Below are 14,573 nucleotides of genomic sequence, written 5' to 3' on the forward strand. Positions count from 1 at the left end.
AAAAGGAGTCACTGCATTGGAAGAGAAACAGACCATTAGATTCGGCCACAAACTTAAAATGTTACGCAAAAAACCTTTCCTAAGCCAAGAAGATTTAGCAGAATTAAGCAAGCTCGATCGAAAATACATAAGCAATTTAGAAAGAGATGTATCCAGTCCAACGCTTGAAACATTGTACAAACTAGCCGCAGCATTCGGCATAACATACCAGGAACTGAGTCAGGAAATTAATGAAGTAGAAGAAAACCAAAATTACCTTATCAGCGCTACAAAAGAAGCAGATGAAATTAGGGCTATGCAAAAAAATAAGAAGCGGTAGATCTCTATTCCACTGGAGGTAACTATGCGGACATTAGATTTTATTGAACGAAGAGTTTCCCAATTCATCAATGAGTATAGGGATGAGATTGAGATGGAAATAATTAAGTACCAAGATCATTATAAAGTAGTTGTGACGATTTGCCAGGAAGAGCCGCCGTTTGAGGATTTTATAGCGATTGGGATGGATAGGCGGAGTGCGAGAAGAGCCGCTAGGAAGGCTTTAAAAGGTTTATATTTGGAAGCATATAGTGAGGAAATAAATCATTAACCAACATTAAAAACAAAGTTATTATTTGTTGGATACAAACCTTATATTCTGTGAAGTTATTGTGAAAATATTACTCTAATAAATTTAACCTTATCCCTTGGTGGATAAGGTTTTTTGTAGCGAGATTTTAATAATTACACTCTTTTTAGACTCTCGAATAATACATAAGAACCGTCCCTGTGTCTCTCTGAAAATAGAAGAGGTTATTTACATATGTCTGTAGTACCTTTTGTATTAGAAGGACTAGAAAAAAGCATAGTAAGATTTCAATAAGATTGGCAAAAAAGTGGGGAGATCGATGGCAATGTTATTAATATTTTTAAGAAGGACATTGACCAAATAAATAAATCAGAGGATGAAAATAGTTCGTAGGACCTAACAGTGGGCAGTGAGTATAGAGATCATCATGATATTCATAAAACTGAATTGAAAATAGGTGGAGTCATAAGCTTCTTCCTCGATCTGCTGTTGTTATTCAAACAGAAGAATATCTTCACTTTCCAAAGAACCGGTTTGGCCAAATTTTAACGAAGCTAGGTTTATTACAAAATGGATTATCGAATACAACATCTAAGATAGACCCCGGATACTATGGTAATTTGAATATAACTGTTTTTAACCTAGGACAACAAACAGTTGAATTAAAAAAGGCGAAAAGCTTTGAAGTCTAGTAATACATGAAATTTTACCAGGTGCTAGGGCACGTCAAGATAGCCCTAAACGGATTGAAGGACGAACAAATGAAGGGATAACAAAAAAATTTAGGATATTGGGGCTGCAGCATTGGTTGTTTCTTTGGTAGTCGGAATAACCCGATTGTTTACATTACTACAGTAAAAAATAAAAACCAACCAAAAAAATGGTTGGTTTTTGCATCAATTCTTTCTTTGTAATTTGAGTCCAAGTTCTTCTTCAATTATTCTTTTTAAAGGTATGACTTGAATTTTGATCGGGTGATCAGGCTGTTCAAGGTAATATTTGTAAGTATCAAGCAAATTATCGATTCTAAATAGTGCTTTTTCACCTTGATTATTTGACACTATTGAATTGTTAAAGATTTTAGTATCTATGTCCCAACAAACTATAAACGCTAAAATTTGAAATGAATGGTTAAAGTTTTTACCATAAAAAGTGTGTTTCAGTTCTAAATAAAATGGTCTTTTATCCACTGATGGGTTGTAACCCTTATTATTATACTCAACTAACAAATCAATTCCTTGGTGGGATGAATAATCAAGTACAGTGAATGGAAACAGATTAGGGAAAAGGTTATATAATTGCATGAATACTCCATAAGTCTCAGCCTCGTTAAAAGGTTCATAAATTCTTCGCACGTAGTCATTTGATATACTTTGAGTTTCCAAATTAACAATACTTTTACCTGATACTTCAAAAAAACGTTTATTATTTATTTTATTTATCCTTTCTTCGTAACGAGTTCTCTCGTCATTATTAGGGGGAGTATTATTACCATTTGGATTATAGTTGCCGCCAGTGTTACTATTGCCGCCAGGGTCACTGTTACCGCCAGTGTTACTGTTGCCGCCAGTGTTACTGTTGCCGCCAGTGTTACTGTTGCCGCTAGTGTTACTGTTGCCACCAGGGTTACTGTTGCCGCCGGTGTTACTGTTGCCGCCAGTGTTACTGTTGCCGCCAGTGTTACTGTTGCCGCCAGTGTTACTGTTGCCGCCAGTGTTACTGTTGCCGCCAGTTTTACTGTTGCCACCAGGGTTACCGTTACCGCCAGTGTTACTGTTACCATTTGGTTTTCGTTTCTTATTATCTATTTCTTTTAATATCCGAGTTAAATTATCTTTAATATAGTAAATTCCGTTGTTTTCTTTTAATTCATCATCAATCTCTTTCATTAAACTGACGAGTGATTTTTTAAGTTCATTTGCAAGCTTAGGATTAGTGGAAGCCATGTTACTACGGTCAGAAGTCAGTTGAATATCCTGACAATTTATAAACCCATGAAGAACTTGGCTAAACGCTGCACTTCCATCCCCAATCCGTGGAAGCCAATCATTTATTCTTTGTAAAGGAATAAAATCCTTAGCCAAATATACTCCATATCTGTCGCCTACTCTATATAAGCTATTCTGTCCTTTCTTCCCTTTAGGTTTTAATGCCATATTATAAATTTTTTTGGCTGAGTCTCCTTCAAAATAAATAACATATTGGTACTCAATTTCTTTTTTAATGTATTCACTATCTATAAAAGTTATTTTTTTGGTTCCAACCCATTTTTGTACAGCATGTTTAAAGAAGTGTTCTCTTTTCTCTTCCACTAACTGCATAATATTATCAGTTGGTTCCGGAAACTTATGTCCAATAGGACAAATTTCATATTGATCATCCAATAGAGAAAATTGTATTGAATAGTCATAATCGATTCCTCTTAGATGTACAGTAAAATCCTTTGTATTGTAGCCAAGGTAACTTAATTCATTTTCAAAGGTTCCTAGTTTAGTAAACCAATAAATATGGTCACGCATACTTTCATGAGTAAAATCTTCTGCAACATTTTGATTAAATCCAATTAGGGTGATTTCAGTTCCAATTTTCCCAGTAGGATTTGGTATTTCATCAACGGAGAACTTAAATAACCTTCCTTGGGACAGTTCCTTAAGTGGGTTAACTGCAATTGACCTATAGGAACCACTACTATGGTAGGTATCTACTATAATTTTTTCGGACCTTAAATAAATTAACGTACCATGGCTTTTATAGCCAATATGTTCAGAGGAAAACTCATTTTTATCGCTATATCCTAATCCCCAAAAATTTGTTAATAATGTTTCCCTGTTCATTCCTACTCCATTATCAACAAAACGCAAAATTAGTTTATTTTCTTCATTGAGGTAAGCTGAAATATAAAGGTCAGTAGCGTCTTCATCATATGAGTTTGAAATGGCTTCCCTAAGTACTTCAAGAGATTTACCAAAGTTGCTTGAGATCTCAAACATCTCTTTTACAGAATTAATTTTTGGTTCATACAAATTTTTTACTGTCATAAAAGCACACTCCGAGGTTTTAATAAAGGTAGCTTTATTTTACCATAACAAACGATAAGCTTATTAAATAGGGGAGGAATTTTCCCGAAATTCTTAATTTCAATATAAAACCCTTATGAAAAATAGTATTTTAGCGATAATAAAACCGGGTGATTTAAGAGTTAAACCTGGTAGGAGTTTACTATAAAACCTAGTTAAGACGTAAAGTTGATCTACCGTGGCTGAATGGGGTACTGGTGTCCCTAACGGTCTTCAAAATCGTGTTTGACTAGATCTTACAATATGCTGAGATTTTAATATCTGAAGTTGCACACTATCAAACTAGAATGGAAAAAACATTGATGTGAATATCACTTGGTTCTTGTTATATTTATATTATAAAGTTAAGGAGGAAAACTATGCCTACATACAATAAATTAGTACGAGATCGTATTCCAGAGGTAATTGAAAATACAGGGAAGAAATTTTCCACAAGAATATTAAACGAAAATGAATACATAGAACAACTTAAGAAAAAAGCCTACGAGGAACTAGATGAATACGTGAATACTGATAACATGAAAGATGCTATTGAAGAACTTGCAGATTTGTTAGAGATTATTTATACACTTTCTGAATATCATGGTTCTTCTATTGATGAAGTTGAAGAAGTTCGAAAACAGAAGGCGGAGAAGCGCGGTGGTTTTAAAGAGAAGATTTTTTTGATAGAGGTTGAAGATGAGTAAGATTGAGTTAATTACAAATGACCTTGGTAGTCATTTGTTGCGTCAAATTGAAAAGGCGTCGACGATATGTATTCTGACTTCTTTTGTAATGAAATCTGGTGTTGCTTTTTTAAAGGACGTTTTGGCAAATGCTGCTAAAGCGGGTGCGGATATTAAGATTTGTACGGGGGATTATCTTCATATCACTCAGCCTGAAGGTCTTGCTGAATTGTTAGCTATTGATGACAATATTGAGATTCGTCTTTGGAAGAGTAATGGTGTTTCTTTTCATCCTAAGGCTTATTTGTTTAAGTCTGATTCTGAGGATTGCTTATTTATAGGGTCTTCGAATCTATCAAAATCTGCTCTTAATAATGGAATAGAATGGAACCTGTCAGTAAGCAATGAGAAGACAGTCTTCAACGATGCTCTAGATGAGTTTCTAAAGGTATTCTATGCTGACCAAACTGTTAAGTTAAATGATGAAACATTGAAGGATTATAAGGAAGCTTATGAGCATTATCATAAAGATAATCCAAATTTAGCAAAGGTTTGGTCAGAAACGGAAGAACTAGATTTGATGTTACCTACAAAAAAAGGGTGGAATATTCAGCCAGGTATCATCCACGATCCACCTTTAAGTGAAAAGTATGGAGATATAAGGCCACGGTTTGCTCAGATTGAAGCACTTGAAGAGCTTGATAAGACCAGGGAAGAAGAATACCAAAAGGCACTTGTGGTAATGGCGACAGGCTTGGGGAAAACTTATCTCGCTGGGTTCTTTGCAAAGGATTATCAGAAGGTCTTATTTATAGCACATAGGGAAGAGATTCTTTACCAGGCGAGGAAATCTTTCGAAAATATAATGCCTAACAAAAAGTATGGGATATATAACGGAAAGTACAAGGATAGCGAAGCAGATGCTATTTTTGCTTCCATTTATACCTTGAGTATGAAGGCGCATATTGAGAGATTTAGTCCAGATGATTTTGACCTGATTATAGTTGATGAATTTCACCATGCAGCAGCTGAATCTTATCAGAGGGTATTGGACTACTTTAAACCAGAATTTTTACTTGGAATTACAGCTACTCCTGATCGTAATGACAATAAGGATGTTTATGCAATTTGTGATGGTAATGTAGCATACCGACTGGATTTCCTTGATGCTATTAATCGTAAATGGCTTGCTCCTTTTAAATACTTTGGAGTCTACGATGAAACGGATTACAGTCAAATTACATGGCTAGGAACACGTTATGATGAAGAAGAACTACTTCACGCTCAGTTAAGAGAAGAAATGGCATCAAAAATACTTGAAGCATGGAAAGATAAAAAACAGACAAGGACAATTGGTTTTTGTTCTTCAATTAGGCAGGCAAACTTTCTTTCCAGCTTTTTTTACAACCAAGGGTATAAAACAGTCAGCCTTCATTCACAACAAAAAGAAGTAGATCGTGCTGCTGCTATAAAAATGCTTGAAACAAGAGAACTGGACATCATTTTTACGGTCAATTTGTTCAATGAAGGTGTGGACATTCCTCCTGTAGATACACTTTTATTTGTGAGGCCGACAGAATCATTGACTGTATTCACTCAACAAATCGGGCGAGGTCTACGATTAGCTCCTGGTAAGGACCACTGTGTGATTATTGACTTGATTGGAAATTATCGTAATGCGGATGTTAAGTTAAGCTTATTTGATACTGCAAGGGCTGAGGGCAAGTCTAAAAAGATTGAACCAAGAATTCCTTCAAACTGTGAGTTAAACCTGGATTTACAGGTGGTCAATGTCCTTAAAGAAATGGCTAAGAAGAGATCTCCGCGTAAAGAAAAACTACTAAAAGACTACTTTGATCTTAAACATAATTTGGGCAGAAGGCCTACATACCTTGAACTGCATTTAAAAGGACATTCTGATTCCTATCATTATAAGCAAGAGTTTAACTCCTATGTAGGCTTCTTAGCTTGGGCAAATGAGTTAAGCAAACAAGAAAAGATTGTCTTTGAGCGTTATGAGAATTGGTTAGTTGAAGTTGAAAAAACCGGCATGTCTAAAAGCTACAAAATGGTTCTCTTGCTGGCAATGCTACAACGAGGAAATTCAGAATGGTTTAAACCCATCACTTCAAAAGAAGTGGCTCCATTTTTCCATCATTACTTAACTGAAACAGAATACAGGAAAAGAATAGACTTCTCTGATAAGTCATCGAAAAAATTTTGGGGATATAACGAAAAAGCAGTCAGCAAGCTCATTGAAACAATGCCAATGACAATGTGGGATCGTGGAGCAGATGGATTAACCAGTTTTTCAGATGGAGAATTCAGGATAAACTTTGATGTTTTAGAAGAAGACAAAGAAATTCTTTATCACTGGACAAGAGAAATTACTGAATACCGTTTACATGTTCATTTTGAAAGAAGAGCTAAGAACAGCACTCATTAATTAGGGTGCTGTTTTATATTGACCAAGTCCATATCAAAAACTACTTCTTGGAATTATCCATTTATAGTACAATTTTACATATGGTTAAATAAGAAAAGATAAAGGTGATAGCATGGAAGTAGTAGAAAAGGAATTAATCGTAAATTCCGAAGCTGGTAATCTATTAACTGAGTTAGTAGAGTCCATACAGGAATGTGAACGGTTTTACTTTAGTGTAGCGTTTATCAATTTTAGTGGATTGCAGTTGTTGCTTGATCCGATAAAAGAAGCTGAAACAAAAGGGATTAAAGGAAAGATTATTACCTCTACGTATTTAAATTTCACTGATGCTAAGGCATTGGAACGGTTAAAAGACTTCTCTAATGTTGAATTAAAGGTTTTTGTAACGGATAAAGAAATTGGTTTCCATACAAAAGCGTACATTTTTGAATATAAAGATCATTTTAAGGTTATTATCGGGTCCTCCAATATTACTCAGAGCGCTCTGAAAAGCAATATTGAGTGGAATGTCAAATTAATATCTAAAGAGGAAGCCCATTTTATTAAGGATGTCATAAAAGAATACAATAATCTATGGGATATGAGTGTCGAAGCTGATCATGATTTTATTAAACGTTACGAAGAGTTTCTAGATAGGTTTAAGAAATCAAATCCTTCCCAAAATGTAATATATGAAGATAGAAAATATATAGTACCAAACCGGATGCAGAAGCGAGCAACAGAGAACCTAGAGCGATTACGAAGTTATGGGGAAAATAAAGCACTGGTCATTGCAGCAACCGGAACAGGAAAAACATATATGTCTGCATTTGATGTGAAAAGTTTCAATCCTCGTAAACTTTTATTTGTTGTGCATCGAGAAGAAATTTTGAAAAAGGCCAAAGAGACTTTTGAGTTGCTTCTACCTAATGAAGGCTACTCATTTGGGCTATTAACAGGGAACCATAAACAAAAAAACGCAGACTATGTTTTTACAACAATTCAGACGATCTCTAAATGTTATCAAGAATTTACAAAAGATGAATTTGATTACATGATCATTGACGAAGCTCATCACGCAGCTAGTCCAACCTATCAAACAATTCTTGATTATTTTAAGCCTAAATTCACTTTAGGAATGACGGCAACACCTGAAAGAAGTGACAGCCATAATATCTTTGACATCTTTGACAATAATGTTGCTTTAGAAGTGAGATTGCATGAAGCGCTTGATGATGAGTTGGTTATCCCATTCCATTATTTTGGTATTACTGACATCAAAAGTGTTGACTTGAGCGATGTTGATATTGATGACATTGCGGAGATTACGAAGAGATTAAAGGTCAATGAAAGGGTCGATTTCATTATTGATAAAATGGAATTTTACGGCCACGATGGGGATAAGAGAAAAGCCCTCGGTTTCTGTGCAAGCATTGAACACGCTCAGTATATGGCATCTGAATTTAATAAAAGAGGCTACAAGAGTGTTATTTTACATGGCGGAGATTCTTCGGAAAAAAGGCAGTTGTTCATCAATAAATTAGAAGATCCCAACGATGACCTTGAGTTTATTTTTAGTGTAGATATCTTTAATGAAGGGGTAGACATTCCGTCCGTCAATACAGTGTTAATGCTAAGACCCACAAACTCCCCAATTGTCTTCATCCAGCAATTAGGAAGAGGGCTTAGGAAATATCCTAACAAAAGCTTTTTAACGGTGCTCGATTTTATTGGAAACCATAGTAAAACCTTCCTGATTGCATTAGCATTGAATGGAAGCAGATATTATGACAAAGAAAGTTTGAAGGTAGCAATCGCTACTGGCTTTGCCAATATTCCTGGTGCGACTCATATTCAAATGGACAAGATCTCTCAAGAAAGAATTCTAGAACAGATTGATCGAGAGAATTTTAACTCCATGAAATATTTAAAGGAAGAGTACCAGGAATTTAAAAAACTAAACTCAGGTAGAATTCCATTCCTTCTTGTCGATTATCTTAAATATGATGGTGCACCAGATCCGGTAAAGTTTATCAATAAAGAGAAAACATATCTTCAGTTTATAGCAAAGGTTGAAAAGCATGATCAATTGAAGAAGTTACTTCTTAATGACGATTTTGATGCTACCCTTAAGGAGTTATCAAGTAAGCTTCCGATAAAAAGAATTCATGATTTTGTAATTTTAAATTATTTAATAACTCATGAATTAATTAGTCTACAAACCGCAAAGGAGCAAATTCTAAAAGTAGTTAAAAATGTAGATGATGATACAGTACTTCATGCTTTTGAAACGCTGAATCAGGATTACTATGATTCTGGCCAGCTAAAATCCAAACCGAAGTTAGTTCAATATAAAAATGGTCAACTATTTAGAACCAAGTTGTTTTCAACTTTGCTGCAAAAAGAAGAGTACCATGATTATATAGAAGATGTGATTTCATACGGGATATTTCGATACGAGAAAGAATTTCGAAATGAATATTACGGAGTGCCACACTTCAAATTATACGAACAATATCAAATGGTTGATGCAGCCTTACTCTCTAATTACAGGAAAATTCATAGCTCATTCAGGGGATCAGGATTACTTGTCAATGGGAAAGAATTTTTCTTGTTCGTGGACTTACACAAAGAGGCGGATGTTAAAGAGAGCATTAATTACAAGGATAAGTTTATTAACCAACATTTGTTCCAGTGGCAGTCTGTTAATAATACCACCCAGGAATCTAATAGGGGACAAGATATTATTTTTAACAAAAAACGTGGTGTTAACCTTCATTTGTTCATCAGAAAATATCGAGAGCTTGATGGAAAAACAGAGCCGTATATTTATATTGGAAAAGGAAATTCCGTAGATTTTGAAGGGAATAAGCCGATAACAGTTCAAATAGAATTAGAGTGCGAAATACCGGCCAACTTATATACAGAATTCACTAAAAAAGTATAGTCTTCTCATTATGAGAAGACTATTTTTTCGTGTATTAACTGGTCTACCGCAGGGAGATCAGCTGGGGCCCATTTTAGGGAATTAAGATTCTCTCGCTTTAGCCAAATAAGCTTTGAATGCTCGCTTGCCGTTGGTGTTCCCGAAACAACCTTGCCTTTGATTGAAGTTAAATTAATGATAAATGTCTCATATTCGTGCGTATGATCGTTAAACACTTCAAAATTGGTTTCAATCTTACACTCCAATTCCTCTTCAATTTCTCTTTGAAGGGCAGTGTAGATATCCTCACCTATTTCCACTTTACCACCAGGAAACTCCCACATATTAGGGATTGCCATGTCAGGTGACCTAAGTGCGCATAGAATTTCATTTTGTTCGTTTTCGATAATTGCAGCAACGACTTTTATTTTTTTTTTCATTATTGGCCTCCGAGAAAGTTGTTTAAAGTTTTATGATATAAATACTAACATTCACTACAAAGTAATAAAAAGAATACTTTGGTATTAGAACTGTCTACCTTTATTTTATATATCCCACATGGTAGTTGTCCATTCACAATCAGTTATCAGAGAATTTTGTTTTATTTTATTGAATATTGTTATAATATGTAAGTAAATATAAGTTTGCAAAATATGGTATCTAACAAAACCGTGAGAAAAATAATATTTCATAAATGAGGTGGAACATGATTTTTGTTGCCGGTATACACGGAGTCGGGAAATCTTTTTTCTGTAATTCATTATCAAATCAAATGAATATACCTCACTATTCTTCTAGTCAATTAATATATAACAAAAAGAAAGAATTATATAATTCAAATAAATATATTAAAAGTTCAAATGAAAATCAAATATTTTTACTTGAGGCCCTTGCAGCTATTTCACTGAAGGAAAACTTGTACATTTTAGATGGGCATTTTTGTTTGTTAAATCTTGAAGGACAAATAGTGAGGATCCCGGAAAGTACATTTTCTAAGATTAATCCCTCCTTAGTAATTCTTCTAATTGACAGTGTTTATTCTATAGTTGAAAGGCTATATCAACGCGATGGAGAACAATATGATAATGAACTAATAGAAATGTTTCAGAATGAAGAAATTAAATACGCAAAAGACATTACAAATATATTAAGTGTGCCTTTAGAAATAATTAACCCTAAGGATAATATCGAAAAATTGAATTTAAAAAAGTACATGTAAGCCAAAAAAATCTTGGTATAAAGAGGGGGAATTAAGTATGGAAAATAAATATATGGAAAAGAAAAAGTTTAAAGAAATTGATATAAATAATTCTTTTTTCAATTCATTGATAAATGATTATCAAGGATTTAAAGAATGGTTCAAAAGAAAAGAAGAAGAGGAAGCATATATTCAAGTGAATAAAGGTAAATTAGAAGGTTTCCTTTATCTAAAATATGAGTATGGACCCATCAATGATGTACACCCCACTCTATTAACAAAAAAGGCCCTTAAAATAGGGACATTAAAAATAGTACCACATGGCACAAGATTGGGAGAACGTTTTATTAAAAAAGCACTCGACTATGCTATAATTGGTAATGCTGATTTATGTTATGTGACAATATTTCAGAAACATGAGGCACTTATACAATTGTTTGAGAAATATGGTTTTGTTAATCAGGGTCATAAAAAGGGTGATGAATTAGTTCTTGTAAAAAGTATGATAGAACTAAAGGATAATATTCTACTAGATTATCCTCTCATTAAAAGTAAAAATACACGAAAATATTTATTATCAATTTATCCAGAATATCATTCAATAATGTTTCCCGATTCAATCTTAAACAATGAAAAGGTGGACATTCTAGAGGACGTAACAGTAACCAACAGTATTCATAAAACTTATGTAACGAATATGAGGGTAAATGCTGCAAAACCGGGGGATATTCTGGTTATCTATCGAACTGGAACTAAGGGGATGCCTGCTGAGTATACTGCCGTGGCAACTTCAATTTGTGTGATAGAAGAGGTTAAAAGTCAATACGAGTTTAGGGATTTCAATGATTTTTATACATATGCAACAACTTATAGCGTTTTTGATCGTAATGAAATACAATCATACTATAAGAAAGATGCAACTACCTATGCAATAAAAATGACTTATAATGCAGCATTGAGTAAAAGGTTAATTAGACAAAAGTTAGCTAATGACATTGGTTTAGATCGGAGTATTCGATGGTCCTTTGTAAAGTTAACGGATGATCAATTTTTTGCGATTCTAGAAGAAGGTGGAGTAAGTGAAAGTATTATTATCGATTAAACCAGAATATGTACAAGAAATAGTGAATGGCAACAAGAAATTTGAATATAGGAAACGGATTTTCAAAAGGGATGTTGAATCGGTAATCATATACTCAACTATGCCTGAAGGGAGAATTATCGGAGAATTTACAATTGATAAGATAATAAATGATTCTCCAACAGAATTGTGGAATAAAACATGTTTGTATTCAGGAATTTCTAAAGATAGTTTCTTAGACTATTTCTCGGGGAGAGAAGATGGATTTGCAATAAAGATAAAAAAATTTATTAAATACAAAGTACCTATTAATCCAAAAGAACTAGATACTAACTTTGTAGCTCCCCAATCTTACAGGTATATAGAATCCGCATCACATTTAGTGATTGAGAGTTAAAATCGTTATAGTTAAAAGAGAATCAGAATTATTGAAAACACACACTTTTTCCCTCTTATAAAAGTGTGTGTTTTTTTTGAATTTATGGGTGTTAATGGTTCCTTCTAATATATTGTGACTATTTTATACCAGCTTTATACAGCCTGTAGCACTGAAAGCCGACAGGTCTTCCTCGCGTGCCCGTTTTTTAACCACTCGAAGCCAAAGTTTGTACCAAACCGCCAATGCTGTTAGCTGACGGTCTTGCCTGTCCAATTATAGACGAGTAATTTTTCAAAAAGAATAATCTAAACACGGATAAGATGCATCCCTTAATGTGAACTGTTTCAATTATTGCGGACAGTATTACCGTCAGTATTAGGACAATTAGCGAGGTTATTTTCTGGCCAGGTTAACCCGGCAATTAAATTAATCGCAATCCGACTTGCATACTTTGCATGGGTTAACTGATGGATCGTTTAGCTCTTCAAGGTGTTGTAGAGCCTGATAGTATCCGTTCTTCTCCTGATTGATGATCACTTTCAAATCAAAGTTTTTTCGTGATGTAGGAGCAGCTGGTCTTATGAAGTTTGTTTCCGGTAGCGGTATCATAGACGATTACATACGGATATTTTAATATTTTCGCAAACATTTTTATAGTCATAAAGAACAACTCCCTTTTTCTATGAATATATCACTTGGAGAGCTGAAATGGTATAATTTAACAACAATATATTCTGAATTGAGGGGAAACGACATGACTTCTTTTACTCAGGAGAAATTTGATTTGCCGAGAAATTTAAGGGGCAGGAGTATTCATCTTAATGTCATTTCAACTGTGTCCAACTTAAAGAATTTGATTGATAAATTGATTTTAGTTGATGGTGATGTAAGTCAATTAAAACAATGGGAGAAAAGAAGCTATACCGCTTACCGGATTAATCTTATCAAAAGAGAAGTAATGAATGCGCCAACAAAGGATAGCAGAGTAAATCTTATTCGTCAGCATATTTTAAATCAGAATCCTAATGATTTGGGTGCGAGCTGTATTGATATTTATCTGGTTGCCTATGTTGCAGAGAACGTTAAGCCTGGGAAGCAAGCGTTATTTGAATACGTGATGAGTAACTGCATAACAGATAAGCCTAATACTGCACAAGCTATTTGGCAGGTAGGAAAAGGGGATGGTACCTATCTGGGGCTTTTAAATGAAGACGGCTCTGTCCGGGATGGGATTTTTTCAGGAAATGGGTTAATGGCCAAAGCATGGGTAAGTCAAAGTTGTATAACAAGCTAGTCCGAGACAGAATTCCTGAAATCATTCATCAGTCAGGAAAATCATTTAACACAAGAAAATTAACACCCCAGGAATACATAAAAGAGTTGAAAAATAAAGCGTTTGAAGAACTGAACGAATATGCTAAGAGTACTAGCAATCAAGAAGCAGCTGAAGAATTGGCCGATCTTTTAGAGGTAATGCAGGCACTAGCAGAACAACATGGCTATTCATTTAACTATATAGAAGAAATTCGTAAACGAAAAGCTGAGGAAAGAGGCGGGCTTAAGGAAAGGATTTATTTGATTGATGTTGAGGAGTAGATAAAAAGATTAGGGAGAAAAAAGATGGATAAAAAGACCTTTAAAATGAGTTTTAATAGATTACTGGAAGTTTCAGTAGATGGACTAACATACGAACAAAAGGTCAAGTATATGAAGAAGTGGATTAGAGACCACGAGAATGCGGAAGAAAAACCAACGAAGAACTCTATTACACTGTCTAACACAATAAATATTGATAGCTCAGAGAAGGTAGGTGAATTGGTAAGAAAAAATTAGCTCGAATAATAATCAATAACCTTCTAAGTGCAGAAAAAGTACGAGTTTTACAGTATGCAAGACACTGTAAGAATTTATTCGACATTAATTATCCGATGCTAAAAAAGGTAACATATGATCGTCCCTTAATAGAACAAAGAACAGTGAATGGATATTTCCGTTATTGGGCTAAGCCGGTTACTATACATCATGACAAATATCTTGTCTGTAATGATTGGTATGAGAGGAATAGAGCAAAGTTCAATAATTGGGTGGATAGTTTGAACTAAAGTTTGGGTTTTACTTTGTTTAAACTGGATCCAATTTATTTTGAATGATTGAAGAGAACAAAATGACCTATTTATTTTCTTAATTGGAATGATCAAATTTTTTTATGGTTACGAATGGGGTGTCGGGCAAGTATTTGTTTTAAAAATTGAAA

14 protein-coding genes are annotated in these 14,573 nt (G+C 34.2%); 12 read left to right on the forward strand and 2 right to left on the reverse strand.

Annotation, left to right across the window (positions count from 1 at the left end; all coding sequences use genetic code 11):
- The first annotated feature begins 16 nt into the window (after positions 1–16).
- The 3 genes from AC3EBE_RS07180 (at position 17) to AC3EBE_RS07190 (ending at position 1,260) form a co-directional block, all read left to right on the forward strand.
- Positions 17–319 carry a helix-turn-helix domain-containing protein gene (locus tag AC3EBE_RS07180; protein WP_488594334.1) on the forward strand — a complete coding sequence of 101 codons (303 nt, stop codon included), beginning with the start codon at positions 17–19 and terminating at the stop codon, positions 317–319.
- Between the two features lie 24 nt (positions 320–343).
- Positions 344–589, forward strand: a complete 246-nt coding sequence (locus AC3EBE_RS07185; RefSeq protein ID WP_488594335.1) for a hypothetical protein — start codon at positions 344–346, stop codon at positions 587–589.
- A 425-nt stretch (positions 590–1,014) separates the two neighbouring features.
- A complete protein-coding gene (locus AC3EBE_RS07190; RefSeq protein WP_488594498.1) occupies positions 1,015–1,260 on the forward strand; it encodes a dCTP deaminase domain-containing protein in 246 nt (81 codons plus the stop codon).
- 204 nt (positions 1,261–1,464) lie between these two features.
- On the opposite strand, the gene AC3EBE_RS07195 is transcribed toward AC3EBE_RS07190, so the two are convergent.
- Positions 1,465–3,606 carry an ATP-binding protein gene (locus tag AC3EBE_RS07195; protein ID WP_488594336.1) on the reverse strand — a complete coding sequence of 714 codons (2,142 nt, stop codon included), beginning with the start codon at positions 3,604–3,606 and terminating at the stop codon, positions 1,465–1,467.
- Positions 3,607–4,004: 398 nt separating this feature from the next.
- Here AC3EBE_RS07195 and AC3EBE_RS07200 point away from each other — a divergent pair, with 398 nt between their 5' ends.
- The 3 genes from AC3EBE_RS07200 (at position 4,005) to AC3EBE_RS07210 (ending at position 9,682) form a co-directional block, all read left to right on the forward strand.
- Positions 4,005–4,331 carry a nucleoside triphosphate pyrophosphohydrolase gene (locus tag AC3EBE_RS07200; protein WP_488594337.1) on the forward strand — a complete coding sequence of 109 codons (327 nt, stop codon included), beginning with the start codon at positions 4,005–4,007 and terminating at the stop codon, positions 4,329–4,331.
- Positions 4,324–6,756 carry a DEAD/DEAH box helicase family protein gene (locus AC3EBE_RS07205; RefSeq protein WP_488594338.1) on the forward strand — a complete coding sequence of 811 codons (2,433 nt, stop codon included), beginning with the start codon at positions 4,324–4,326 and terminating at the stop codon, positions 6,754–6,756. The genes AC3EBE_RS07200 and AC3EBE_RS07205 overlap by 8 nt, the downstream gene beginning before the upstream one ends.
- A gap of 112 nt (positions 6,757–6,868) precedes the next feature.
- Positions 6,869–9,682, forward strand: coding sequence for a DEAD/DEAH box helicase (locus tag AC3EBE_RS07210; protein WP_488594339.1), 2,814 nt, complete (start codon positions 6,869–6,871; stop codon positions 9,680–9,682).
- An 8-nt stretch (positions 9,683–9,690) separates the two neighbouring features.
- Here AC3EBE_RS07210 and AC3EBE_RS07215 read toward each other — a convergent pair whose 3' ends face one another.
- Positions 9,691–10,101, reverse strand: a complete 411-nt coding sequence (locus AC3EBE_RS07215) for a (deoxy)nucleoside triphosphate pyrophosphohydrolase (protein WP_488594340.1) — start codon at positions 10,099–10,101, stop codon at positions 9,691–9,693.
- Between the two features lie 266 nt (positions 10,102–10,367).
- On the opposite strand from AC3EBE_RS07215, the gene AC3EBE_RS07220 reads away from it, so the two are divergent.
- From AC3EBE_RS07220 to AC3EBE_RS07245, 6 genes are all read left to right on the forward strand, one after another.
- Positions 10,368–10,880, forward strand: coding sequence for an ATP-binding protein (locus AC3EBE_RS07220; protein WP_488594341.1), 513 nt, complete (start codon positions 10,368–10,370; stop codon positions 10,878–10,880).
- A 37-nt stretch (positions 10,881–10,917) separates the two neighbouring features.
- Positions 10,918–11,961 (forward strand): N-acetyltransferase, encoded by a 1,044-nt coding sequence (locus AC3EBE_RS07225; RefSeq protein ID WP_488594342.1) that lies wholly within the window; start codon positions 10,918–10,920, stop codon positions 11,959–11,961.
- On the forward strand, positions 11,939–12,337 hold the full coding sequence (locus AC3EBE_RS07230) for an ASCH domain-containing protein (protein WP_488594343.1): 399 nt from the start codon (positions 11,939–11,941) through the stop codon (positions 12,335–12,337). Before AC3EBE_RS07225 ends, AC3EBE_RS07230 begins: the two co-directional genes overlap by 23 nt.
- Before the next feature lie 736 nt (positions 12,338–13,073).
- Positions 13,074–13,613, forward strand: coding sequence for a hypothetical protein (locus tag AC3EBE_RS07235; protein WP_488594344.1), 540 nt, complete (start codon positions 13,074–13,076; stop codon positions 13,611–13,613).
- Positions 13,583–13,915, forward strand: coding sequence for a nucleoside triphosphate pyrophosphohydrolase (locus AC3EBE_RS07240; protein ID WP_488594345.1), 333 nt, complete (start codon positions 13,583–13,585; stop codon positions 13,913–13,915). The genes AC3EBE_RS07235 and AC3EBE_RS07240 overlap by 31 nt, the downstream gene beginning before the upstream one ends.
- A gap of 24 nt (positions 13,916–13,939) precedes the next feature.
- Entirely contained in the window at positions 13,940–14,152 is a 213-nt protein-coding gene (locus AC3EBE_RS07245; protein ID WP_488594346.1) for a hypothetical protein, read from the forward strand.
- Positions 14,153–14,573 lie beyond the last annotated feature (421 nt).

Source organism: Mesobacillus sp. (assembly GCF_057785455.1).

Excerpts from the sequence above, each read along its gene's own strand:
- AC3EBE_RS07185 (WP_488594335.1), top strand. The coding sequence starts at position 344 with ATGCGGACATTAGATTTTATTGAACGAAGAGTTTCCCAATTCATCAAT.
- AC3EBE_RS07195 (WP_488594336.1), bottom strand. The coding sequence starts at position 3,606 with ATGACAGTAAAAAATTTGTATGAACCAAAAATTAATTCTGTAAAAGAG.
- AC3EBE_RS07200 (WP_488594337.1), top strand. The coding sequence starts at position 4,005 with ATGCCTACATACAATAAATTAGTACGAGATCGTATTCCAGAGGTAATT.
- AC3EBE_RS07205 (WP_488594338.1), top strand. The coding sequence starts at position 4,324 with ATGAGTAAGATTGAGTTAATTACAAATGACCTTGGTAGTCATTTGTTG.
- AC3EBE_RS07210 (WP_488594339.1), top strand. The coding sequence starts at position 6,869 with ATGGAAGTAGTAGAAAAGGAATTAATCGTAAATTCCGAAGCTGGTAAT.
- AC3EBE_RS07215 (WP_488594340.1), bottom strand. The coding sequence starts at position 10,101 with ATGAAAAAAAAAATAAAAGTCGTTGCTGCAATTATCGAAAACGAACAA.
- AC3EBE_RS07220 (WP_488594341.1), top strand. The coding sequence starts at position 10,368 with ATGATTTTTGTTGCCGGTATACACGGAGTCGGGAAATCTTTTTTCTGT.
- AC3EBE_RS07225 (WP_488594342.1), top strand. The coding sequence starts at position 10,918 with ATGGAAAATAAATATATGGAAAAGAAAAAGTTTAAAGAAATTGATATA.
- AC3EBE_RS07235 (WP_488594344.1), top strand. The coding sequence starts at position 13,074 with ATGACTTCTTTTACTCAGGAGAAATTTGATTTGCCGAGAAATTTAAGG.
- AC3EBE_RS07240 (WP_488594345.1), top strand. The coding sequence starts at position 13,583 with ATGGGTAAGTCAAAGTTGTATAACAAGCTAGTCCGAGACAGAATTCCT.
- AC3EBE_RS07245 (WP_488594346.1), top strand. The coding sequence starts at position 13,940 with ATGGATAAAAAGACCTTTAAAATGAGTTTTAATAGATTACTGGAAGTT.